Below are 24,970 nucleotides of genomic sequence, written 5' to 3'. Positions count from 1 at the left end.
CGTTCCTCGCAATGACACGGTTGGATTAGCTTTATACCTAAATGCTGAAAATTTCTCCCTGCCGTCGAAATAACAACTCTATGATATAGCATCAATAACAATCAGTTGTTAAAAGTCTTACTCCGTCAGTACCGTAAACTCAAAATTCAACGGTTCAAAGGTGCGTATCAGTTCATTAATAAAGGTGCGGCCCCACTTTACATAGGCCAGGCCAAAGTTTTCAGTGCGTTCCTGCAGGCTGTTTTTAGGAAAAAGTTCGCCCTTAAGCTGCTCAATCTGTTGCAGGCGGGTTTGATAATTCAGCTTTTCGGCCTTTACCAGCTTCCTTTCCAGGTTGTTAACCGCATGTTGCAGGCGGGCCTGCACAGCGGCAGTAGAAGGTACCAGGGTTTGGTCGATCTGCTGCGCATGGCGTTTTATTTTTTCAAAAACGCTTTCCAGTTCCTGCCATTCTGCCGAGAGGTTCAGTTCATGGGCGCTGTGTTTTTTTACCCAGTCATTTTTTATTTCATCAGTGGCCTTAAACAGGTCTGCATTGGAAAGCCGCATACCGGCAATCTTTGCGGCTGCGGTTTTGGGTACCAGCAGCGCCGAATTACGCAGGATAAGAATAGGAAAATCTACCTGGTAATAATCAAAGTTCGATTTCAGTTCCATCCAGTATACCACCTCAGCACCGCCGCCCACATAGGCTATGTTGGGCAGTATACTTTCCTGATACAGCGGGCGCATTACTACGTTAGGGCTAAAGCGTTCGGGGTGGCTTTGTAGTTCTTCCTGCAATTCAGCTTCTGAAAAACTAATAGCTGTATTCAGTACCTGATAACGCCCGCTTTCCGCTACAATACGCTCGCGCAGGCTGTCCTTTAAATAAAAAAAGTTGATTTCGCGGGGATTCACCTGGATGTGCACACCCGCCTGCGTTAGCTGCTCATTGGTAGCCGTTATATTTTTATAGCTGTGCTGCCCGGTAATATCCTGCAGCATTACAGGCGCAAAGTGCTGCTTCAGTTGCTTGTCATCCGCGTCAATGATCACCAGTCCGTGGTGCCCGAACAGGGCATGTACCAGGTAGCGGGTGGCATCGGCCAGTTTATCAAATTTAGTATAAGCGGTTTCTACCATAGCCGCCAATTCCTCGGCGTGGCCGCCGATGCCTAATACGCCCTTATACTGGTTAATTGCCTGGCGCATGGTGTCGGGGTTAATGCGCCCTGTAGCGCCCGAAGCTTCATACCACCAGTGCACTTTTTTGCCGCCGATGTGCGTATAATTAATCTCCGCAAAATCATGGTCTTCCGAAGCCATCCAGTACACCGGTACGAAACTTTTATCCGGAAAAGCTTCCTTCAACTGGTTGCACAGTTTGATGGCCGTTACTATTTTGTAGATGAAGTACAGCGGCCCGGTAAAAATATTCAGCTGATGGCCGGTGGTTACAGTGTAGGTATTATCAGCCCTTAACAGTTCTATATTTTGCTGTACCGTAGCCAGGCTTTCATCTGTAATATGGGTGTACTGGCTGCCAAGTACATCAGCCAGTAACCGGCGGTTAGCCGTTACGTTTTTGTGTTGTAGTAGTTCGGCAAAGCCTTGAAGGGTGGGGCGGTAGCTGTAAAAGGGGCGGAGGGCCGGTGCATCTTCCAGGTAGTCAATCACCGTAGGCGAAAAATATCCGGTTTCTTTATAGCTGGTACAGGTAGCTTCCATGTGCCTCAAAAGTAGTAGTATGTGGTGAGATACGTGCGGCTTGTACGGCTTATTTTACAATCTGTCCATACAGGTCAAAATCTTCCGCATAGTCTACCCGCACATTTACAAAGCTGCCGATAGTGGCATATTGCTTTGAGGCATCAATCAGCACTTCGTTATCCACTTCCGGCGAGTCAAACTCGGTACGGCCGGTAAAGTAGCCGTTGTCCAGCTTATCAATCAGCACCTTATAGGTATGGCCTACCTTTTCCTGGTTTTTTTCGAACGAGATGCCCTGCTGTATTTCCATAATGGCATCGGCCCGTTCCTGTTTTACTTCTTCAGGCACATCGTCAATTAAGGAATGCGCGTGGGTCTTTTCCTCGTGCGAGTAGGTGAAGCAGCCCAAACGGTCGAACCGGGTATCTTCTACCCACTGTGCCATTTCTTCAAAATCCTGCTGGGTTTCGCCGGGATAACCGGTAATCAGCGTGGTACGCAGGGCAATGTTAGGCACCTTATCCCGTATGGTATTCACCACATCTATGGTTTTTTGCCTGGTGATGCCCCGGCGCATCGAGCGCAGCATGTTATCGGTAATGTGCTGCAGCGGCATATCCAGGTACTTGCAAATGTTATCCCGCTCGTTCATCGCATCCAGTATTTCCATCGGGAAACCGGAAGGGTAGGCGTATTGCAGGCGTATCCACTCCACGCCGTTTACATCGCTAAGGCGGCGCAGTAGTTCATCTAAGTTGCGCTTGCCGTATAAATCCAGCCCGTAATAAGTAAGATCCTGCGCAATCAGTATCAGTTCCTTCGTGCCGTTCTTTACCAGGTTCTCCGCATTCTTTACCAGCTGCTCCATTGGTGTGCTCACATGTTTGCCCCGCATCAGCGGAATGGCGCAGAAGGAGCAGGGGCGGTTACAGCCCTCAGCTATCTTAAAATAAGCAAAGTGCGAAGGCGTGGTGAGCAGGCGCTCGCCCAGCAACTCGTATTTATAATCAGCGCCAATGGATTGCAGTATATCCTGCAGGTCATTGGTGCCAAAAAAAGCATCTACGTTAGGCAGTTCGGCCTGTAGTTCGGGTTTGTAGCGTTCAGAAAGGCAGCCGGTTACAATTACCTTGCCAACCTTGCCTTGTTCCTTCAGCTCGCTGTATTGCAAAATGGTATCAATAGATTCCTGCTTGGCATTGTCAATAAAACCGCAGGTATTGATGACGATGATATCATCTTTGCCCACCTTATCGGCCTCATGCACCACATCAAACTGATTGCCTTTTAACTGGCCCATCAGCACTTCAGAATCATATATATTTTTAGAGCAGCCCAGGGTCACCACATTCACACGCGGCTTTTTGGGTTGAGTAAACTTAATCTGTTTTATTTCTTTCGTCCTCATCTATTGCTTACTTCACTTATACCTTTTTGTCATTGCGAGGTACGAAGCAATCTCGTAGCTGTTCATCTTCGTTCTGTAGGCGACGAGATTGCTTCGTACCTCGCAATGACAAGTATATTATTTCTTAAATAATGAATCTACAAATGCTTTCCTGTCAAATAACTGCAAATCGTTCATGCCTTCGCCCACGCCTATATATTTCACCGGGATTTTAAACTGGTCAGATATGCCGATAACCACGCCGCCTTTGGCTGTGCCGTCCAGCTTGGTTAAAGCTAAAGCGTTTACATCAGTAGCCTGGGTGAACTGCTTGCATTGCTCAATGGCGTTTTGCCCGGTGGAAGCATCCAGTACCAATAAAATCTCGTGCGGTGCGCCGGGGATCACCTTTTGCATTACGTTCTTAATCTTCGTCAGCTCGTTCATCAGCCCCACTTTGTTGTGCAGGCGGCCTGCAGTATCAATAATGGCTACATCGTCGCCATTAGCCACCGCCGAGCGCAGGGTATCATAAGCTACCGAGGCAGGGTCAGACCCCATAGGCTGAGCCACTACGCGCACATCTACACGCTTACCCCACAATTGCAGCTGATCTACCGCCGCCGCCCTGAACGTATCGGCAGCACCCAGCACTACTTTGTTACCAGCCTGCTTTAACTGATGCGCCAGCTTACCTATTGTGGTGGTCTTGCCTACACCGTTAACACCCACTACCATTATAACATAAGGCTTGTGGTTGCCATACTCAAAATTATTAAAGTCGTTGCTGTTATTCTCGGCAAGCAACTGCTGTATCTCATTGCGCAGCAGGTTGTTTAATTCGCTTGTGCCTACATACTTATCGCGGGCTACACGGGCTTGTATACGGTCAACAATTTTCAGGGTGGTGGTTACGCCCACATCAGAGGTTACCAGTATTTCTTCCAGATCATCCAGTACCTCATCATCAACGGTTGATTTACCGGCTACGGCTTTTGTGATTTTTGAAAGAAAACTGTCTTTAGTTTTCTCTAAACCGGTATCCAGCGCTTCCTGCTGCTGCGGGGTGCTTTCTTTCTTCTTAAAAAAATCAAATAATCCCATAGTTCGAATGTGCAGATGTGAAGATAGGTAAATGTGCAGATTATATAAGATATTGAAACGCCAGGCTTTACATCTTTACACAGTAATTATTATCTGGTCCATTTGCACATCTGCATATAAGCACATCTTAAAAAAAAAGCCCTCTTGTACCACAAGACGGCTTAAATGCTTTTAATAAAGGGTAATTTATGCTTTACCGTTAATCGCATCCTTTACGTGATCGTTGTGCACAATCGATTCTTTAAAGGAGTAAGCGCCAGTTTTAGGTGATTTTACCATGGTAACTACCTTAGAGTATTCTTTGCCTTTACCGGTTTTCAGGGTTGCAACTACTTTCTTTGCCATTTTGTTTAATGATTGAATTAATGAAGGGGAGAACGATTGACATAAGCAGTACTTAACTACTTACTTAATCAACGCAATCAGCCACGCACTAAATTACTTAATTTCTTTATGAACGGTTACTTTACGTAATACCGGGTTGAATTTTTTCAACTCTAACCTTTCGGTGGTGTTTTTCTTGTTCTTGGTGGTAATGTAACGTGACATGCCGGGCATACCAGTTTCTTTGTGCTCGGTGCACTCTAAAATTACCTGAACTCTGTTACCTTTTTTTGCCATAATATTTTATGTTATGAGTTGTCAGTTGTGAATGGTGAGTTAATGGTGCTTCACAGCACGGGGTGTTAACTTACGGTGTTCAAACAGCCGGACGCTCTGTTAAATGTATCCTTTTTTTACAAATTTATTGATACAGGCGGTAATACCATTCTTGCTGATGGTTTTAACGGCCGAAGTAGATACTTTCAACGTAATCCACTTATCTTCCTCAGGGATATAAAACTTTTTAAGTTTTAAGTTAGGATAAAACTTGCGCTTGGTCTTAACGTTCGAGTTGGAAACGTTATGGCCGTTCATTGCGCTTTTACCAGTTAAATCACAAATTCTTGACATGACAACTATCTTTTTATTTTGACTGCTCTTTTCAAAAAGAGTGTGCAAATATCAGCATTTTGCTGATAATAAGCAATAGTACAGGTAAAAAAGTTAATGAAAATTTCAGTTCGTGTGCAACGGGCAGTTAGTAGCGCATCTGCATGGCCGCCCAAAGCAGCTTAGGCAGGCCTGCGTATTGTAAAAACAGATTAACCGGCAATCCCCGGGTTTTACAAAGGCGGCAAAAATAGTTAACCTGTGCAGGTACACACCAAAGCCGGTAAACCGCATGGTATTGTTGAGCAGGATACTTCAAAGGTCTGTCAGAAACAGAATGGCAATATATTCGGTGGTGTATTCAACGGATAATTGTTACTTTACGCCTTCCAACTATACAAGCCTATTTTATGAAAATTACCTCGTTTGAGCAATACCAGCAGGTATACCGCCAAAGTGTAGAGCAGCCCGAACAATTTTGGGAAAGCATAGCCAATGAATACACCTGGCACAAAAAATGGAACAAAGTGCTCGCCTGGGATTTTAATGAGCCCGACATTAAATGGTTTGAAGGTGCTAAGCTGAACATCACCGGTAATTGCCTCGACCGCCACCTGGAAACGCTGGGCGATAAGCCGGCCATCATCTGGGAACCTAATGACCCGGCCGAAGATCACCGTATACTTACCTATAAGCAGCTGCACGACAAAGTTTGCCAGTTTGCCAATGTGCTTAAGAATAATGATGTGCAGCGCGGCGACCGGGTTTGCATCTATATGCCAATGGTGCCCGAACTGGCTATTGCCGTACTGGCCTGCGCCCGCGTAGGTGCGGTACATTCGGTAATATTTGGCGGCTTTTCGGCCCAATCCATAGCCGACCGTATACAGGATGCCCGGTGTAATGTGGTAATTACTTCTGACGGCGGTTACCGCGGGGGCAAGGAAATTCCGCTTAAATCGGTTATTGACGATGCACTGGTGCAATGCCCGTCGGTAAAACGGGTAATTGTGCTTACCCGCAGCCATACGCCCGTAAGTATGATCAAAGGCCGCGATGTATGGTGGGAAGATGAGATCAGGAAGGTAGAAACCCAGGGCAATCCCGAATGTCCGGTAGAAATTATGGATGCAGAGGATATGCTGTTTATCCTGTATACCTCCGGCTCTACCGGTAAGCCTAAAGGTGTGGTGCATACCTGCGGGGGGTACATGGTATATACGGGTTATACCTTTGCCAATGCCTTCCAGTACAACCCCGGCGAAGTTTACTTCTGTACGGCCGACATCGGCTGGATTACCGGGCACTCTTATATCGTTTACGGTCCGTTGTCGCAGGGGGCAACTACGCTGATGTTCGAGGGCATACCCACCTGGCCCGATGCCGGCCGTTTATGGGATATTGTGGAGAAGTATAAAGTGAATATCTTGTACACCGCGCCAACAGCCATTCGTTCACTAATGAGCTTCGGGCTGGATTGTGTGCAGGGTAAGGATTTAAGTTCATTGAAAAAATTAGGTTCAGTAGGGGAGCCCATAAATGAGGAGGCCTGGCACTGGTTTGATAACAACATCGGGCATAACCAGGCCCCCATTGTAGATACCTGGTGGCAAACGGAAACCGGCGGCTTCATGATTTCGCCCATTGCCGGGGTAACACCGCTTAAGCCGGGCTACGCCACGCTGCCTTTGCCGGGCGTACAACCTGTTTTGGTAGACGAGAACGGAAAAGAGATTGAAGGTAACGGTGTAAGCGGTAACCTGTGTATCAAATTCCCGTGGCCGGGCATCTTGCGCACTACCTACGGCGACCATAAGCGTTTCAAGGATACTTATTTTGCCACTTATCCGGGTATGTATTTTACCGGCGACGGCTGCCTGCGCGATGAGGACGGCTATTACCGCATTACCGGCCGGGTAGATGATGTGCTGAACGTATCGGGCCACCGCATTGGTACGGCCGAGGTGGAGAACGCCATTAACATGCACAGCAGCGTGGTAGAGTCGGCCGTAGTGGGCTATCCGCACGATATCAAGGGGCAGGGGGTATACGCCTTTGTGGTAAGCCCCAATAAGCATGGCAGTGAAGATTTAACCCGCAAGGACATCATCATGACGGTATCGCGCCTCATCGGGCCCATTGCCAAGCCGGACAAGATTCAATTTGTGAGCGGCCTGCCCAAAACCCGTTCGGGCAAAATTATGCGCCGCATACTGCGTAAAATAGCCGAGGGCGATATCTCAAACTTAGGCGATACCTCTACCTTGCTTGATCCGGGCGTAGTAGAAGAAATAAAGAGTGGTGCTTTGTAAGCGCTTATTAATGTATTTTGGTTTATATAATGCAACGTTAGGATTACGCGCCCGTCTTATTGATAACCCAATAATATCCTATGTTTAATAAACTGCTGTCGCAATTATCTTTACTATCAATTATTCTGTTGAGCTACAAAAGTTCGGCTCAATCCCGGTTGCCTGACTTGCAACTCAAACCTGATCTGTCTTTTATAGATAAAATTGACCTTGATACTAAAATTAATGCAGATTCAGCTTTTCGGCTGTTATCATTATGGAATCATTATCCTAATTTAGAAAAGACAGGCGTTAATTATGTGTATCATTTCAGTGATCCGGTGTTTGGTGACATTCCTTTACAAGTATATATACCTGAAAGTTACAACCACTTGCATAAGAACCGCTGTGCGCTATTGTTGCATGGGGCAGTAAGCCGAAGTCAGTTTAGTGATATAGACAGTTTGGCACGATATGATAATGATACGCTGTTTTCGGCGCTGAAACATGCTGATTACATTATAATAAGGCCAGTGGCCGATAGCCGGAATAAAAAATTTGATTGGGTGGTAAATATGCAGGCCGGGCGCAATGGCGATGGCCCGAACTTAACATTCAGAACACTCGTTATTATTACGGTTTCTTTAAAAAAGATACTGAACATTGATGACGACCGTGTATTTGCTTTCGGGCACTCTGATGGCTCTGATGGCGCCGTTGGTTTAGCCGTCTTTCAGCCTAATGCATTTGCCGGTGTGGTTGCCTACAACTCCATGCTCAATAATATCTTTGCCAAAGATTTTTATATCCGCAATACGTTTGGTATGCCTATGTATGCAGTGCATTCTGATTTGGATGATCTAAGGCCGATACAACAGGCGCAGGCTATTATAGATAGCCTGAAGCCCTATAATAAATTACTGACTTATAAAGAATACAAGGGTTACCAACATGAGGATAAGCATCTGAACATAGATATGCCCTCAGCCGTAAAGTTTATGGCTGGCCTGCATCGTAATGCGTTTCCATCCGAAGTGAGATGGGAAACCAATTATGACACCATTTACAATACCTGCCAGTGGCTTAAAGTAAGCCGTATAGATACAGCAGGAAAGCAGGCGAGCTGGTACCATAGTCTTAATTTCAAGGCTTACAATAAAAGAACAAAAGGTTACTTCCCTGTTAATTACTACAACTATGCAGAAGGGCGGGCTTCTGCAGTGGTTGCAACTTATCAGAATAACATATTTAAGATTACAACCTCCAAAGTAGAGGGGATAGAAATAGCTGTCAGCCCCAAAATGGTGAATTTGAAGCGGCCGGTATCAATTTATATTAACGGGCTTAAGAAATTTGAAGGAATAGTTAAGCCTGATAAAAAGTACATCACCCATAACTTTAAAAATAATTTTGACCGGCAGCAGCTATGGGTAACCGCAATAAAAATTAAGGCCGATTGATTTACTTACCTGAACAGCTTACTCAGCTCAAGCTGAAAACCGGGAAGCACCTGTGAGTTTAAAGCGCCCTGCAATTTTGCTTTCTGAGTAAGCTGGTAAGCGCCGTTTTGCAGACGATATACTTCGGCGCTTTGCGCCATCGGGTCGATGATGATATACTCCTGTACGCCAAACTGCTCGTATATATCTTTTTTCTGGCGAAGGTCATAATAGGCATTGGAGGGCGACAGGATCTCTACAATCAAATCCGGACTACCGTTGATTTTTCCGTTCTCAATGATTGACAGCCTTTCCGTTTTTATGAAAAACACATCAGGCTGATAAGCATTACCATCATTGAGATAAACATCCATTGGGGCATAAAGCCATTTGCCCAGTCTGCCGTACTTCACATTATGTAGTACAATGGCTTCTGAGAGTTCGTACAATATTTCCTGGTGCTGTAAGCTTGGTGAAGGCGACATAATCAAATCGTAATTAATTAACTGAAAAGGCGCACCTTGTTCCAGCATTTCATAATCTGCCACCGTGTACTTCTTTTGCTCAGTTGCTAACATAACTCAAATATAACTAATTTCGCGCCAACTATGAAAAAGCATAAGCCTACCATATTAGTGGTAAATGATGACGGCATTACGGCGCCCGGCATCAAGATGTTGATGGAAACCATGCAGGAGATTGGCCGCGTGGTGGTGGTGGCGCCGGATAGCCCTCAATCGGGCATGGGCCATGCCATCACCATTGGCAAACCGCTGCGGCTGGATAAGATAGAGTTGTACGAGGGCTTTGAAACCTACCGCTGTTCGGGCACCCCGGTGGATTGTGTAAAGCTGGCGGTGAACGTGATCTTTAAAGGCAAAAAGCCCGATCTTTGCGTATCGGGTATCAATCACGGGCTTAATAATTCCATCAATATCCTGTACTCAGGCACCATGTCGGCCGCGGTGGAAGGGGCCATCGAAAGCATCCCGTCTATCGGCTTTTCGCTGGATGATTATACCATGCAGGCAGATTTTAGCCACTGCAAGCCTTTCCTGAAAGAGATTGCCTTGCAGGTACTGTCGCATCCCATGCCGGTGGCTGCTTTACTGAATGTAAACTTCCCGAAAGGGGATAACCTAAAAGGCATCAAGGTATGCCGGCAGGCACAGGCGAAGTGGGCCGAAGAATTTGATACCCGTACCGATCCGCACGGAAGGCCATACTACTGGCTTACCGGCGAATTTCAGTTAAATGACCAGGGTGAGGACACCGATGTATGGGCGCTGCAGCAAAATTATGTATCGGTAGTACCGGTACAGTTTGATATGACGGCACACCACGCCATACCGGTACTGAATAGCTGGAAATTTAACCTGTAGCCTTATTCCTTTAAAGCCGACAGGGTTAAATCAACACCCATAGGGCCGCCCTGCATTTTGTAAATCACCGGGAATGCCGGGTTATTGATGATCCACAGCTTGGTTTTACCGTTGGCGGTAGTGGCGTAAATTACATCCAGCGGCTTGTCGTTTAAGGTGTAGGTGCTACTATCGGCAGTTACAGTAAACGTCTGCTTATTGAGGTTGAAGGTTTTGTTGCTGGTGAGGCTGTTAAAGCTGTCTTTTGATAGTATGGCCAGCGTTTCATCATCCTTTAATTGGGTGGTAGCGCCCATGTCCGGTTCGCGCAGGGCCATACGGGTGCCGCTTTGCATGCCCTTGGCCGAGAATACATAAGTACCGCTGCCATAACCCTGAATTGACCATTGCATGGTTACCGGGTCGGCTACATTTACCAGTTGCAGCGTAAGCGGTATGTCCTGCCCCAGGTTACGCATGTGCGCCGTGTAAGTAAGCGACGAGCCGTTTTTAAACTGCGGTACATATTTTTGCGCCTGTACGCCAATGGCCGAAAGAACAGCCAGGGCAAATAAGATTGCTTTTTTCATGGGATATTAACATGTAGTGTTGCGTTAAAAATACTACAAATTAACCCCATAGTATCATAACTTTGAAAACTTATGCAAAAAGCCAATCATATACTGACGGGCATCTTAGGGGGGCTGATATTCCCGGCGCTGGCATGGCTTACCGGCGGGGGTAAATGGTTTACGCTGCATTACCTGAACAGACCCGGTACGCCATATATAATTGCCATTGCCATTAACTTATTGCTGCTGCGCTTATGCTATAAAAAAGGGGCCGACCAGGCAGGTAACGGTATTATCCTGTGCACCTTTGTAGTTATGCTCGCCATATTTATCATTAAACTAAAGCGCTGAAACCGGAATGAAGTATTATCTGATTGCAGGCGAAGCCTCCGGAGATTTGCACGGTGCCAGCCTTATGCTCGAACTGAAGAAGCGGGATGCCAGCGCACAGTTCCGGTTCTTTGGCGGCGATCTGATGCAGGCACGGGGCGGCAAGCTGGTAAAGCATTACCGCGAAATGGCCTATATGGGTTTGATTGAAGTAATTGCTCATCTGCCCGCTATCCTCAAAAACATGAAGCAGGCCAAAGCCGATGTATTGGCCTGGCAGCCCGATGTGCTGATACTGATTGATTTTCCGGGTTTCAATTTAAAAATGGCAGCATTTGCGCATCAGCACAACATTCAAACCGATTTTTATATTTCTCCCAAAGTGTGGGCCTGGAACCAGAAGCGGGTGCTGAAGATAAAGCGGGTGGTCGATCACCTGTTTTGCATACTGCCTTTCGAGGTAGATTTTTACCGCCGGTGGGATATGCAGGTAGACTATGTAGGCAACCCACTGCTGGATGCTATAGCGGCTTTTCAGCCCGATCCTGATTTTCTGGTAAAACACCACTTAGATAAAGGCAGGCTGATTGCACTGCTGCCCGGCAGCCGCCGGCAGGAAATCAGCCGGTTGCTGCCTTTAATGGTGCAGGTGGCTGGAAAATTTCCCGGCTACCAGTTTGTGGTGGCCGGTGCGCCTTCCTTTTCTCTGGCCGATTATGAACAGTACTGGCAGGGCAGCAAACTGCCGGTTGTTTTTAACGCCACGTATGATTTGTTGAGCCATGCACAGGCAGCCATTGTAGCATCGGGTACGGCCACGCTGGAAACGGCATTATTTAATGTGCCGCAGGTGGTGGTGTATAAAACCAGCCCGGTTACTGCCGGTTTGGCGCGGTTGGTGCTTAAAATTAAATATATATCGCTGGTAAACTTAATTATGGACAGAATTGTGGTGCGCGAGCTGATACAGCAAGACTGCACACCAGAACATACAGCTGCCGAACTTAGCCATATATTACATGACGAAACTTATTGCCGCCATATATTAAATGATTACGTACAACTGCAAAAGGTTATGGGTGAAGCCGGAGCTTCGGGGCGTGCCGCTGATTTAATTGTCGGGTATGCAAAAAAGTAAAGCTTCGCTGATAGTCAGCAAAGCTTTATGCTTTCACAGGTGATGTAGAATAATATATAGATGGCTTTATGCAACAAATGGCCTGAAGATGTTGGCTTCAGGGTTGATAGTGCCAATAATATTATGTTGAATTTTGCGTATGGCCTTAATATCAGCTTCTAATAAAGCTTTTAGTTCATTATCAATACGGTTAGCTAATTTAACTATGGCGGCTGTAGTAGTGGTTTTTCTCATAATTGGAGGTTAATCTTTTAATTGGTTTTCTCTTTTTTCTCTTTGTCAATATGGTCTTTCTCCGTCAGGTTATCTTTCCTGCGTTTGGCTTCTTCATACTGGCGTTCTACCTGTTCCTTATCTCTTTCATCAGATGGCGCTGCCGGATTTTGCGGGTTTTGCCATTCTTTATTATCTCCGTTGTCTGGTGATGTAGCTGATAGATTCATAGCAGGTGTTCTGTATCAGTGGAGATGCTAATTTTATGCCAAAACCATCAGCGTTTACTTTAAGTGAAATAAACTACTGTGAATCAGCCATAAATAGAGCGTGTACCTATGTGCAGGCAGCAAAACAGCGTAGTTGTAGAAAAAGAGTGTACGCTTGGAATGGCTAAAGTGTATAGTAATTATACGGCTTAAAAGGCGGTTACCGGCCGTTATAATGTGCATAGTTTTAGTGGCTGCTAAAGTGCTTTCCCATAATTAAATGTATTGCCAGCGCCGTTAAAGCCAGCGCCAAGCCTGCGCCGCATACTCCGTTCCACTGGTAGCGGCTCCATAACCGGGTAGCCAGAAACGTGCCTGCCGAGCCGCCCGCAAAATAAGATACCATGTATACTGTATTGATACGGTTGCGTGCCTCCGGCCTTAAAGCAAAAATAAGTGCCTGGTTGGAAATGTGCGTGGCCTGAACGCTCAGATCCATCAGTATTACGCCTGTAATTAATAACGCCAGGCTACGGCCGGAAAAAAAGAAAATACCAAAGGAGGCAACCAGCAGCAGCAAGGTACCTGCAATAAGGCGGTACACATTCACCTTGTCACTGAGGCGGCCAATGGCCGACGCTGCCAGTGCTCCGGTAGCCCCAATCAGGCCAAAGGCGCCGGCCTCGGCGCTGCCCATGTTAAATTGGGGTTGTTTCAATAAAAATATCAGCGTAGCCCAAAAGGCGCTGAAGCCGGCAAAGCATAAGGCCCCCCGTAAGGCAGCAAGCCGGAGTACGGGCTCGGTTTTTACCAACTCAACCAACGACGTAAATAAGCTGCCGTAAGTGCCCTGGTAAGTCGGCTCTGTTTCCGGCAGCAGCAAATAGGTAGTGCCCCATAGTACCAGCATTAAAGCCGCAGCCATATAGAACATAGCATGCCAGCCCAAATGGGCGCCTACAAAACCGCTTACCGTGCGCGAAAGTAAAATACCAATGAGCAGCCCGCTCATTACAAAGCCGATCTTTTTGCCTCTTTCCTCCGGTTTGGCCAGATGAGCCACCATCGGGATTAACACTTGTGGCACCACTGATGACAACCCCACGCAAAAGCTGGCAATGGTCAAAATAAGCAGGTTGGGCGCAACTGCAGTAGCCAGCAGCGAAATTACAATAAAGGCAAAATCAACCAGAATAAGGCGTTTGCGTTTAACCATATCGGCTAACGGAACAATCAGTAGCAGACCGGCAGCATAGCCCAGCTGTGTAAATATAGCTACCTGGCCCGCCTGGGCGTTACTTACATTAAAGCTGTGTGCAATATCGCTCAGCAGCGGCTGGGCGTAATAAATGTTAGCCACCACCAGGCCGGTGGTAATAGTTAGTACCCACAAGAGCAGGTTACTAAGCTGCGGCGCAAATTGGGTCTTAGTCATTACAAAGGTGATGTAAACAGGATTCAAAGGTGCGAAAATCCTGATTTGAAAGACAACAGATGTTTATCACAGCATAAAATTAATTTTTTGATTGATTTAGTGAAAAACTGAAAGTGTTTATCCGGTATTTGTATAGTATAAGATTATTTTGGTGGAAATAATGCTTTAAATAAGCTAAAACGTTGATTATAGTGGCCATTTTTATTGAAACGGGTATGATTGTATTACTTTTCGTGTTAAATAGCGCTGCATATTGATTGCCGTATGCTAAGTTGAAATAAGAATAGTGTAGTTTTCAGGGTTTTATAATCAATAACAGACTTAATGATGGAAGCGCTTACATCACATGATACGGATACCATAATAATTTTGAAAAAAAATAAAAATAATTAGGCATATTCAAAACTTAGTGTTAGTTTTACACCATATTAAAAAAGACAAAAAATTCTCTTCTCATAATTTAGGTTTATAATTGGTTAGTAAAGGCCCCCTGCCCATCAGGGGGCTTTACTTTTTTCTGATATTTTGAACGGACGGTTTACAGGCGAAAAAGAAGGAAATATTTATTTTGTAATCCTCAGGTTTTTATTAGTTTTGCCAACCGAGACGGGGGATTAGCTCAGCTGGCTAGAGCGCTTGCATGGCATGCAAGAGGTCATCGGTTCGACTCCGATATTCTCCACACACTGATTATCAGGCTTTTAGATTGACGTCTAAAAGCCTGTTTTTTTTACAGGTACAACATAGGTACAACACTTTCACTCATCATATTTAAGTTTTCTTATCTGTAAAGAGCAGAAAAATCGTATTGGTGGGTTTTATTTAGCCAAAATTGATTACAATTTGACATGACTGTTTACAATTATTTCCACAGTTTCAGTTTAGTTTATCAGTTTATAATAAAGCTAAAACAAAGCACAAGCAACTTAAGTAGACAATCGATAATAAATAGTTATATACTGTTGACTGTTCTTAAATTAAATTAATAAGGATCATTTGATGGCGTACCGAGGGATTCATCTCTATGCGTTTGCTAAACCTTCGGTTCAGCCGCGCTTTCAGCCAACAGATGCAGTGATAAACCAGCCTATTTTGTGCAAAAAAAGCATAGTTCACCCTATTATAATTTGAGAGATAAGCTTCTTAAAGGCATAAATTCCAAAGCGACAGTGTCAAATGCGATTGTTCAGCTTTAATAAAGTAATTGCAACCTAGAACTGTTCAAGAAAGTAAAGCAATATATATGTGCGTAACTGACCTCGTGGTAGAAATCCAAATCTGTGCCTGATGCAAGTTATACGTTTAGATACGTTTTTGAACCGATAAATCCATCTATAATGAATTGAAATAACACAATTTAATAATATTCAACATTTTAATAACGATGCTATATCTTTAAAATCTATCTTTATCTTGCTAAAATATTTAGTGAACCACATGCAGGGATACATTTTAGAATACGATCAGTTCATACGATCAATAGAAGTTAGCCAAAATGATATATTCTCTATTTTTATTGGAGCAGGAGCTTCCATAAATTCTGGTATCCCATCTGCATATGATTGTATATGGGAATGGAAAAGAAGTATGTATTTAACCAAAGGGCCTGCAAATCTTGGCGATAATCTTGATTATAAGTCAGAACAAGTTAGAGACCACATACAAAATTGGTTGGACAGCGAAGGTGTTTATCCCAAAAGAGATGACCCTTCGGAGTACTCCTTTTATGTTAAACAATGTTATCCGATAGCTGATGATGTGCGTAAATACTTTCAACGTATTTGTGAGAGAAAAACACCTTCTGCAGGCTATATGTTGAGTTGCCTTTTACATGAGGCTGGACTGGTTCAAGCTATTTGGACGACTAACTTCGATGATTTGGTACGAAATGCAGCGATTACTACCGGTAATATGGTTGTAGATATATCACTGGATTCTGTTGAGCGGATATTTAGGGTTGACAATCGTAGTGAAATGTTGTTGATCAAACTTCATGGTGATTATAAATATGGGGAATTGAAAAATTCGGATGAAGAATTAAGCCAGCAAGATCCCATTTTTCGAAGTAAGCTAGTTGATTTTGTAGGCGATAAGCATTTGATCATTTCTGGTTATAGTGGTCGGGATGCTTCTGTAATGTCGGCTTTGACAGAAGGTTATAGCAAGCGAGGTTCCGGCCGGTTATATTGGTGCGGCTATGGAAGGAATATACCTGCCAGCGTAAAAAATTTACTGGATACAGCGAGGGCGCACGGGAGAACCGCATTTTATATTCCAACAGATGGTTTTGATAAGCTGATGATCAGCATGAGCAAAATTTGCGGCAATCACAAACCAGAATTGCTAAAGAAATACGCTTCATTTTTACAACAGGAAAAAGAGTCGGAACGCATTCCATTTACCATGGACGTTACCCGAACAAGTACGGTTGTCAAAAGTAATATGTTCCCACTTAAAATTCCTCAGGAAGTATTTCAATTGGAGATCAAGTATTATGACGAAGAAAGGCCATGGCAAACTGTTCGGGAACTGATAAAAAATGAGTTAATAGCGGCGGTTCCTTACAAGAATTTTGTTTGGGCGCTCGGTACGATCTCTGACATCAATAAGTGCTTTAAGGAACGGTTGATTGGCAAGGTTTCACGTGTTCCAGTTGATAGTAAAGATATTATTCGCATTTCGGCATTTCATGACTTGATGCTTACCGGACTAACACAGTTACTCGCTCGTAAACACTCTTTGGGAACCAATAAAAAAGATTTATTATGGCATGATCGGACAGAGACCACCAGAATGCTGAACAGTATTCTTTATGAAACCCATAAAGGAATAAGACTTTCGATAGTTAATGATAATAATAGGTTTTATCTTTCTCTGATGCCTGATTTTCAAATAACGTCGACCACGCCTGATGCAATTGTTTCTAAGGAGATCAAACAGGAGGTTGGCAGACTGTATTTCGATAAAATCAGAAACAAAGCGTTTAACGAATACATGAATGAATGGCGGACTTTGTTTCTTCATACCAAGGACAAAGCAGTAGAACTTGAATTTCCTTTAGAATCGGGTACTGGGTTGACCTATATGATTAGTAAGAGCCCGGCATTTGCCAACATAATGGATGTACTTGATCGCGCAGTTGGAATAGATTTGGAGAAAACGGGAATACCCAAGTTTCTCTTTCGATATAAAGGCATACAATATCCCGAGCCTGAGCTTATTTTTGGCAACAAACACGCAGGAAATCAACAGCTCGCAAAAGATTTTCATCCGATGCGGGGCGTCTCAAAAAATAGGCCTTTCGATTACCCGATGACCAATGTATTGTTTGACGGCACGATCCGGCTGGCAGTGATTTGTGCTCAACCGGAGAGTAATGTTTTCAGCAAGTTTTTAAAACTACATAATGTACGGGTAACTGCGAATAATGTTAATGCCGATTATCTCATTGATTTTCCTGGTTTTTTTGAAGCATTCAGTGCGAGTCTAAATATACCGGATGTCGGCTCGGAAAACTGGGCAATATGCTCGGAACCTGAGGCATCGGCGGATTTGAAGGAGATGGCACTTGATCTGCGTGACAAGATAATTAACAGCATCAATTACCTTTCCAGAGATCGTTCCGATAAGGTTATTGTTATTTGTATACCTAATAGGTGGCTTTATTACTTGGAATATGATCATGAAAATGAAAGCTATGATCTGCATGATTATATCAAAGCTTACTGCGCGGAAAAAGGGATAGCTACTCAATTCATACAGGAAGATACTATCGAAAATCGACCTTTGTTTTGTCAAATTAACTGGTGGTTGGCGTTATCCTATTTCGTAAAATCGATGCGTACGCCTTGGGTATTAGCAAACCTTGATCAGGAAACTGCATTTGCCGGTATTGGATATAGCTTAAGGGGAAAAGGAAAGGAAAGCGAGATCATAGTCGGTTGCAGTCATATTTACAATTCAAAAGGCCAGGGCTTAAAATACAAGCTTTCCAAAGTTGAAGATAAAATCTTCTGGGATAGACAGAAAAGCCCGCACTTGTCTTATAATGATGCTTACAGTTTTGGGATCTCGATTAGAGAGCTCTTTTATTCTACCATGAACGAACTGCCTAAAAGGGTTGTCATTCATAAGAGAACATTCTATACAAATGATGAAATTAACGGATTAAAAGATAGTTTACTGGGTAACGGTATACAAGATCTTGATTTGATCGAAATAAATTTTGAGGATAATATGCGATTCTTAGCAAGCAGAATTACCCAAGACGGCAAACCTGATATTGACGGCTATGCTGTAAAAAGAGGCACCTGTATATTGTTGAGCCCTTTCAACGCCTTATTATGGACTCATGGAGTGGTCCCTTCGGTACAGAGCCAGTATCGAAAGTATTACCTTGGTGGCCGTTATGTACCTGGTCCACTAAAAGTTATCAAACATTTAGGTAAAACTAACATTGGCACTATTGCGAACGAGATTTTAGGTTTGACTAAAGTTAATTGGAACTCTTTTGATTTATACAGTCAACTTCCAGCCACCGTTAATTCCTCAAGTGACATCGCTCGCATTGGCAAATTATTGTCTAAAAGAGAAGGGATAACCTATGATTATAGATATTTTATTTAATGTCGAATGTTGCAAAAATAGTTGGAGTATCAATTAGCAGGATGAATATTTTTAAGTTCGAAAGCATGGCTGATTCGGTCAGCTATCCGTTGTTTCAAAGCAGGTGGTTCGATGACATTTATGGTATCGCAATAAGATAAGATCAGTCGTTCAAGTTCATAATTGATGATCAATTCCAGCGTGAGCTCTAGCGTACTGTCGTTTAACCATTTGGATTTTTGCGAGCCATGTATAGGTTTGGCTACCATATAGTGGCCAGACTTGCCAAAGAAGTGCAATTTGATTTTTTCTATCGGAACGCCCGCAGGTTTGGTCACACCAATGATGTCTTCAAAATATTCAGACCAGTTGATACTAGAATTTGTTTGGAAATTTAAGCTGGTCTCATAGATTGTTTCAATGCGGTCTAATGCTAAGTTCCAATCTGATTTTTCTACATCAGGATTAAATCCAAAAATAAACCATCGATTATTGTATTGACGCAAGTAGTAAGGATGAAAATGTAATTTAAATGCTTGGGCTTCTTCAAAAGGTCTATACTTTATTTCGAGTACCTTATGATAGGTAATCGCGTGATAAAGTGGCCGAATATGTTCAATTCCTTTCAAATAAGCATTGTGATCGAAGCCAACAACAGATTCTGATTTTGCAGAGGTATTTTTTCCAATTTGCAGTTTTGTCATTAACAATTCTATCCATTCAAATTGTGGCATGCCTTCAAAGCGGCCGATCAACTCAATCGCAGATCTTAATTCATTAATTTCAGCTTCATTCAAAGGCATGTTGTTAATAGAATATGCAGGATCTTTATAGCGGTAAAAGATTTTTCTTCCCTCTCGCAATCGCAGCAATTCTATATTCCAACCATCGGCACTTTCCATGAAACGAATATCCTCGAAAAGTTGCCGACGACTTATTCCGCCGGATTGCTGGCTACGTTCGGCCATTACTTCATTACAGACACGAAGCAGATCTGATATAAAATAACGTTTAGATGTGTTCCGGAAACATTGATCTAGAACTTTGTATCTGATCAGCGGATTTTTGTTGACTGACATTGTCTATTTGCTATTTTTGCTTACTAGGTCAAAAATAGGTATTTCTGTGCAGCTTGACTGCACAGTTTAACTTTACATTTGACTGTTCTTTGAATGGCCGCTAAAGATTTTGATTTCCGCCAGCTGTATCAGCTGGTAGTAGATGACTGGACTTTGTCCACATTTTACTGAATGTTAGTTTCGTTATTTCCTGTTATACGCGATTATACGTGTTGCTCGATTATAACTATTGCCGTAATATACTTTTTACTGTATGATATGGGTGTTGCATATACAAAGAAAATCAAGCGGCCACTCAAGAACTAATTACGTATATGACCATTTCAGCCGAACAATCATTTTATATAACTGACGCTTTTGAGCGAATGGAAACCAAGGAGGACTTCCTTGACTTGCTGAACTATGCGAAAAATATTGTATTTGGGGCAAATGCATATCCCATTCAGTTACGTCAACTGAATTATTATATCAATGGTCAGGACCGAAAAGGCAACTATACAGTTTTTACGATAAGAAAAAAATCTGGTAGTGAGCGGACAATATGTGCACCTAATAGAGGACTAAAAGTTATTCAAACCTGCTTGAATTTAATTTTACAGCAGTTATACAAACCGGATCAGGTAGTACATGGTTTTGTATCCGGCAGTTCAATCATTACTAATGCCCAAAGCCATTTATGTAGCAGATATGTATTCAATATTGACTTGAAGGATTTTTTTTCAAGTATTGATCAGGCACGGATTTGGGGAAGGTTGAAATTGGAGCCTTTTAATCTGAATGAGAATTCCGGTCGGTTGCATTTGGCTAACATGATCAGTGTTCTTTGTTGCTGTGAAATGAAGGTGAAACGGTTAAACGAAGATTCTGAACTCGAAAGATTGAAAAAGCGAGTTTTACCGCAAGGTGCACCCACCTCACCGATCATCGCAAATATTATTTGTGATAAGCTTGACAAACGGCTGAAAGGTGTAGCCAAAAGGTTTGAAGTGAAATATAGCAGGTATGCGGATGATATTACTTTTAGTTCACAACATCACATTTATAATAATAATGGGGATTTCTTTAAAGAAGTTCGCCGCGTAATTCAAGGTCAGGGTTTTCGCTTAAACGAGGAGAAAACACGTTTGCAAAATGAGAAATTTCGCCAGACGGTGACCGGAGTGGTGGTCAATAAGAAGCTCAATGTTGATAAAAGGTATGTTGACAAGCTACGAATCTGGTTACATTATTGGGAAAAGTTGGGCTATGATAAAGCCCAGCCTATTATTTTAGGGTTTTATTTGGCTGATAAGGGATATATTAAAAATCCAAATGCAAATATTCGTATGGTGATCATGGGGAAATTAAATTATCTCCGAATGATCAAAGGTCCTGAAGATGCCGTTTTTAGGCGCCTCTCCGATAAATTCGAGTATTTGTCAGCTATTCAACCGAAGGAAGTCAAAGTTAAAGTTCCTAAACCGGTCACAGCTCAGAAAAGCATCAAACAAGTAAATTTCAAATCAGTTGTGCATGATCCTCGTAGGTTGGTCACGTTGTTGAAGAATTTCTCCATCAACGATCGCGCGTTGAAATACACTACCCATAACTGGGATTCTGGTCGGGATGCTGCCATATTTAGTAATCTTTCGGATTTCCTGGAAAGTGCAGACAAGCAATACAAAGCTTTCAGCTATGAGCTGAAAAATTTAAGCCGTAACCTAAATGCAAAAATTTTCAGTTTTATCCTAAACCCGGAAGTAAATGAAACTGGATGGGGCGCTCATCGTATAAAATTCGGATGGAGTTCGCCAGAACTATTGGAGGCGACCTCCAATGACCCCGCTCTTAATCCGGAAGACTTTGTTTTACCAGACAAATATCAAAGACGGGTTGAAGGGAATACGATACAGAAATTCATTCACGTAATTGATCTTTTTAAAAATGAAATTGAGATAAGAGATGAGAATTCTGCCCTGCGAAGCCTACTGCTGCAGAAACATAGTGAGCATTTGATCAGTTTTATAGATCCTACCACCAGTAATCTTGATAATAAAACGTTTTACACGGACGTACAATGGTTTGGTAAAGCTTTAGATATTGTGTTTAAGAATATCCAGTTGCGTTCCCAGTTCAATCATGTAAGTTATATTGTAAAGGATAAACTTGCGGATAGATTAATACTTGAAATTACACACACTGGATCATATAATCGTGGGATGTCCAAGGATGACGAAAAATTAGGTCTTTCAAAAGGTTCATTTGGTGACATGCGGAAATACTTAGAAAATCTATGTGATTGGAGTATTGAGTCTATTTTTACCGAAGGCGCATACCGTCTCAATTATTTGATCTCGGATCCGAGAAAGCCCACACAGGAACAGATAATCGCTCCGGATGGTTTCAAACATATTTTTACTTTTTATAAATCAGAATGAAGGTAGCAATTATTGAAGATCGTGAGAAAAGGCTTCAGCGTTTTCAGAGTTTTGACATATATCAAGAACCCAATGTGGTTGTTGTAACGGAACAATTGTTTCAGGATGTTCTCGAAAATCTTAGGGTATCTGATTTATCCTTTTTAGATACATTCGGTGTCATCGCTATTCACCGTTCTGCACTTAGCGAAAGTATGCGTGATAGTATAAAAAACTACTGTGCAAAGGAGAAGAAACCATTAGTGTTCTTTTCTGGAGGAATCACAAGCAGTTATTACAAGGAAACTACTTTTCCATTCCTGATGATCAATTCAAAGGAGTTCTATTCCGACCATTTAAAGATATTTCTAGATCATCTGAATACAGGCGCAAAACCTAATTTATTGATGCTGCAATTCGGTATCAAGTGGAAGTTATCGATGTTCTTATCCTTAAGAAACCGAATCGTAGTTTCTCTGAGCAAAGAAGAACTTAAAGCCAGTGGTATGAAGAATATTGGTGGGGTGATCAAATGGGTCAGCGATCTGGATTTAAGTGAATTGATAATGTCGGATATCCAGACTGAAGATACAAAGAAGGCTTTAGCCAAAAAACCTGATGCATCCGTTACATCTACAGAACTTGTGCAAATTAAAATTGCTATCGAACAACTATTACAGAGGATGTCATGAAAAAGCTTTTAATACATGCAAATAATACATCGCTTAATACGGAGGTGTTTTTTGGATTGGCCGAAGAATTTGTATTTGATGTTGATATGGACAAAGACGTCGACGAGTACATTGATGACAAGCTTAAAGATTCCGCAATCCGTAACAAAATACTCGAATCTGAAGTGCTATTCATCAAACTTTCATTGTCTAATTCCTACCTGGAATTTCTTGGACTTCGTGTTGCTAATCATATCAGACTAACGGAATCATTAGGTGAAAAAAGCCTTATCCCGATAGTTTTTATTGGCGAAGAGAGTTACGAATTTGTCGCGAAATTCGCACCAGAGCCTTCCATATTTTTCACCAAAGGTGTATACCTTGTCCCTGATTCTAAAGCCGGGTATGAAAAAGCCATGAAAATGCAGCAGGATGGTCGTATTCAACGCGCAGAAAATATTGCTCAAGTCATTGACCGATTGATTATACACCCTCCTGCTGACCATCTTTCTCATCACTCTATAACTAATGAATGGAGTGTGTTGCGGTGGGCAAAATCTTTGCAAATTGACCATACTAGTAATTTTTCGACTATTAAGCAGCGTATAGAACAGCTACTTTACTACAAATACTTGAAATACAAGTATCCATTTCCAGACTATGTTGATTTAGCAGTTCATCATATTAAAGGCTCAGGAAAAGTGTTACTCATTGACGATGAATGGCGAAAGGGATGGGGATATTTATTCAGGGAGTTTTTTAATAATACTAGAATAACATTTTCTGTTTTAGAAGGAGATTACAAAGACAAGCATTCAGCCGAGATTGTTTCTATGTGTGATTTGCAGGTTAAAACTTTTGATCCAGATTTGGTTATTCTGGATCTAAGATTAACCGATGCCGATTCTTCAAAAGAACCAGGTTCTCCATTAACGGGGCATTTAGTTCTAGAATCTATTAAAAAAACCAATCCAGGCATACAAGTGATTTTGCTAACAGCCTCGAATAAAATTTGGAATTTAGATCATTCATCAGACTATCGAACCGATGGTTTCATATTAAAAGAATCACCAGAGATGAGTGCTGATTCGTCCTACTCTAAACGCTCGATCGAAAAGTTAGCAAAAGTTATAGACAAAAGTTTGGCTAAATCTTTTTTAAAAGTAGTGCACGTTAAATGCGAAATACTCACTGCTTTGACCAGTACGCCTAGTTATTCTGGAGATGCGGCGTTTGTAAGCCGTTTAAGGGATAATCTTGCAGTTACCTTTAAACTGTTAGACGATACTAATGTATCTTTAAAATACTTTAATTACGCCTACCTCCAATTATTTCAAATAATAGAGGATTTTACAAAACAATTGAAAGTTTTTAATGAGGATGATGAAAGTTTAGTTTATGTTGATGATAAAGAAGTAATCGTAAAAAGAGCGATAAACTCAGGTGCAGAATTCGCTCTAAATTTTCAGAATGGTAAATATATCATTCATAATAGCAAGGCCAATAAAAATCCGAAATGGCTTGACACCAACTTTAAGGTTTCAGCTATACTGATTTTCAGGTATGGAAATGAAAATTCAAGTGTTAAAAGTTGGACGCCGATTTACAATAAGCGCAATAATTTAGCTGCGCATTATAATACTGGTGAAACAATTACTGCAAAAGATATCATGGACATTATGGATTTTCTAATATATTTTATTGATGATTCAAATCAGGATGCAAAGAATTGGTCAAAAGGATTGGATGCAATTACAATGGCCAACAAAATGCAAAACTTAGTCAGTAAGTATAAAAAATAGAGGGCTTACATTTCTATACAAAAAAAGTTTAGCATTTATTCCCGAAGTTTCTAATCGAACCGTTTCTGAGCGCATTATGGTCGTTTAAAATCTTATTTTTGAAAAAGCTATCCCTGTTAACATCTTTGAAGTTGCTGAGAAACATTATACATTTGATAGAACGGTCATTGAGACAAGCGGGCCGTATAAATATTTAGGATTAGACGAAGTTCGGAGCACATCTGAATTAGCGTGTATTAATCACATCATAAAGATTTATACATTAAGCAATAATTAATTCGCCTAAAAGCTTTAGCTGTTCCTCCAATCGAAA

At 42.4% G+C, this 24,970-nt stretch carries 21 protein-coding genes and 1 tRNA gene; 10 read left to right on the top strand and 12 right to left on the bottom strand.

The genetic code is table 11. The features are described 5' to 3' along the window. Positions 1–117: 117 nt before the first annotated feature. The 6 genes from bshC to rpmB all read right to left on the bottom strand — a co-directional run bounded on the left by bshC (position 118) and on the right by rpmB (position 5,137). Positions 118–1,710, bottom strand: a complete 1,593-nt coding sequence (bshC, locus tag ACY652_RS03095) for a bacillithiol biosynthesis cysteine-adding enzyme BshC (RefSeq protein WP_462266497.1) — start codon at positions 1,708–1,710, stop codon at positions 118–120. Between the two features lie 49 nt (positions 1,711–1,759). After that, a complete protein-coding gene (gene rimO, locus ACY652_RS03090) occupies positions 1,760–3,100 on the bottom strand; it encodes a 30S ribosomal protein S12 methylthiotransferase RimO (protein WP_462266496.1) in 1,341 nt (446 codons plus the stop codon). 117 nt (positions 3,101–3,217) lie between these two features. Further along, a complete protein-coding gene (ftsY, locus tag ACY652_RS03085; protein ID WP_462266495.1) occupies positions 3,218–4,183 on the bottom strand; it encodes a signal recognition particle-docking protein FtsY in 966 nt (321 codons plus the stop codon). Positions 4,184–4,369: 186 nt separating this feature from the next. Further along, complete coding sequence (locus tag ACY652_RS03080) at positions 4,370–4,528, bottom strand: DUF4295 domain-containing protein (RefSeq protein ID WP_462266494.1); 159 nt, start codon at positions 4,526–4,528, stop codon at positions 4,370–4,372. A gap of 93 nt (positions 4,529–4,621) precedes the next feature. After that, entirely contained in the window at positions 4,622–4,804 is a 183-nt protein-coding gene (gene rpmG / locus ACY652_RS03075) for a 50S ribosomal protein L33 (protein WP_380868422.1), read from the bottom strand. A 99-nt stretch (positions 4,805–4,903) separates the two neighbouring features. Beyond that, positions 4,904–5,137, bottom strand: coding sequence for a 50S ribosomal protein L28 (gene rpmB / locus ACY652_RS03070; protein ID WP_169605628.1), 234 nt, complete (start codon positions 5,135–5,137; stop codon positions 4,904–4,906). A gap of 389 nt (positions 5,138–5,526) precedes the next feature. Between rpmB and acs the strand changes: the two genes are divergently transcribed. After that, the gene (acs, locus tag ACY652_RS03065; RefSeq protein ID WP_462266493.1) at positions 5,527–7,428 is read left to right on the top strand and encodes an acetate--CoA ligase; all 1,902 of its coding nucleotides are present in this window, start codon (positions 5,527–5,529) and stop codon (positions 7,426–7,428) included. Positions 7,429–7,508: 80 nt separating this feature from the next. Continuing rightward, positions 7,509–8,867 (top strand): hypothetical protein, encoded by a 1,359-nt coding sequence (locus ACY652_RS03060; protein ID WP_462266492.1) that lies wholly within the window; start codon positions 7,509–7,511, stop codon positions 8,865–8,867. A 5-nt stretch (positions 8,868–8,872) separates the two neighbouring features. On the opposite strand, the gene ACY652_RS03055 is transcribed toward ACY652_RS03060, so the two are convergent. After that, the gene (locus ACY652_RS03055; RefSeq protein WP_462266491.1) at positions 8,873–9,424 is read right to left on the bottom strand and encodes a Uma2 family endonuclease; all 552 of its coding nucleotides are present in this window, start codon (positions 9,422–9,424) and stop codon (positions 8,873–8,875) included. A 30-nt stretch (positions 9,425–9,454) separates the two neighbouring features. Between ACY652_RS03055 and surE the strand changes: the two genes are divergently transcribed. Next, complete coding sequence (gene surE, locus ACY652_RS03050; protein WP_462266490.1) at positions 9,455–10,228, top strand: 5'/3'-nucleotidase SurE; 774 nt, start codon at positions 9,455–9,457, stop codon at positions 10,226–10,228. A 2-nt stretch (positions 10,229–10,230) separates the two neighbouring features. On the opposite strand, the gene ACY652_RS03045 is transcribed toward surE, so the two are convergent. After that, positions 10,231–10,797 carry a hypothetical protein gene (locus ACY652_RS03045; RefSeq protein ID WP_462266489.1) on the bottom strand — a complete coding sequence of 189 codons (567 nt, stop codon included), beginning with the start codon at positions 10,795–10,797 and terminating at the stop codon, positions 10,231–10,233. 72 nt (positions 10,798–10,869) lie between these two features. Here ACY652_RS03045 and ACY652_RS03040 point away from each other — a divergent pair, with 72 nt between their 5' ends. Beyond that, on the top strand, positions 10,870–11,130 hold the full coding sequence (locus ACY652_RS03040) for a hypothetical protein (RefSeq protein ID WP_462266488.1): 261 nt from the start codon (positions 10,870–10,872) through the stop codon (positions 11,128–11,130). Positions 11,131–11,137: 7 nt separating this feature from the next. Beyond that, positions 11,138–12,247: a lipid-A-disaccharide synthase gene (lpxB, locus tag ACY652_RS03035; protein ID WP_462266487.1), complete on the top strand. Its 1,110-nt coding sequence runs from the start codon at positions 11,138–11,140 to the stop codon at positions 12,245–12,247. A 66-nt stretch (positions 12,248–12,313) separates the two neighbouring features. On the opposite strand, the gene ACY652_RS03030 is transcribed toward lpxB, so the two are convergent. The 3 genes from ACY652_RS03030 to ACY652_RS03020 form a co-directional block, all read right to left on the bottom strand. Further along, positions 12,314–12,481: a hypothetical protein gene (locus ACY652_RS03030; RefSeq protein ID WP_462266486.1), complete on the bottom strand. Its 168-nt coding sequence runs from the start codon at positions 12,479–12,481 to the stop codon at positions 12,314–12,316. 17 nt (positions 12,482–12,498) lie between these two features. Then, complete coding sequence (locus tag ACY652_RS03025) at positions 12,499–12,690, bottom strand: hypothetical protein (RefSeq protein WP_462266485.1); 192 nt, start codon at positions 12,688–12,690, stop codon at positions 12,499–12,501. 226 nt (positions 12,691–12,916) lie between these two features. Continuing rightward, entirely contained in the window at positions 12,917–14,104 is a 1,188-nt protein-coding gene (locus tag ACY652_RS03020) for an MFS transporter (protein WP_462266484.1), read from the bottom strand. 608 nt (positions 14,105–14,712) lie between these two features. On the opposite strand from ACY652_RS03020, the gene ACY652_RS03015 reads away from it, so the two are divergent. Together ACY652_RS03015 and ACY652_RS03010 are read left to right on the top strand one after the other, a co-directional pair. Then, positions 14,713–14,786, top strand: a tRNA-Ala gene (locus ACY652_RS03015). Between the two features lie 755 nt (positions 14,787–15,541). Further along, positions 15,542–18,730, top strand: a complete 3,189-nt coding sequence (locus ACY652_RS03010; RefSeq protein ID WP_462266483.1) for an SIR2 family protein — start codon at positions 15,542–15,544, stop codon at positions 18,728–18,730. A gap of 29 nt (positions 18,731–18,759) precedes the next feature. Here the strand turns inward: ACY652_RS03010 and ACY652_RS03005 are convergent, their stop codons facing one another. Next, positions 18,760–19,677: a helix-turn-helix transcriptional regulator gene (locus ACY652_RS03005; RefSeq protein WP_462266482.1), complete on the bottom strand. Its 918-nt coding sequence runs from the start codon at positions 19,675–19,677 to the stop codon at positions 18,760–18,762. Between the two features lie 425 nt (positions 19,678–20,102). Between ACY652_RS03005 and ACY652_RS03000 the strand changes: the two genes are divergently transcribed. The 3 genes from ACY652_RS03000 to ACY652_RS02990 are packed head-to-tail and all read left to right on the top strand — an operon-like array spanning position 20,103 to position 24,657. Beyond that, positions 20,103–22,205, top strand: coding sequence for a reverse transcriptase family protein (locus ACY652_RS03000; RefSeq protein WP_462266481.1), 2,103 nt, complete (start codon positions 20,103–20,105; stop codon positions 22,203–22,205). Then, a complete protein-coding gene (locus ACY652_RS02995; RefSeq protein ID WP_462266480.1) occupies positions 22,202–22,876 on the top strand; it encodes a hypothetical protein in 675 nt (224 codons plus the stop codon). The genes ACY652_RS03000 and ACY652_RS02995 overlap by 4 nt, the downstream gene beginning before the upstream one ends. Then, on the top strand, positions 22,873–24,657 hold the full coding sequence (locus ACY652_RS02990; protein ID WP_462266479.1) for a response regulator: 1,785 nt from the start codon (positions 22,873–22,875) through the stop codon (positions 24,655–24,657). Before ACY652_RS02995 ends, ACY652_RS02990 begins: the two co-directional genes overlap by 4 nt. Positions 24,658–24,970: the final 313 nt, after the last annotated feature.

The organism is Mucilaginibacter sp. (genome assembly GCF_965200995.1).
Taxonomy (GTDB): domain Bacteria; phylum Bacteroidota; class Bacteroidia; order Sphingobacteriales; family Sphingobacteriaceae; genus Mucilaginibacter.
Note: the sequence above shows the minus strand (reverse complement) of the source record. Positions and strands in the feature narration are given on the sequence as shown.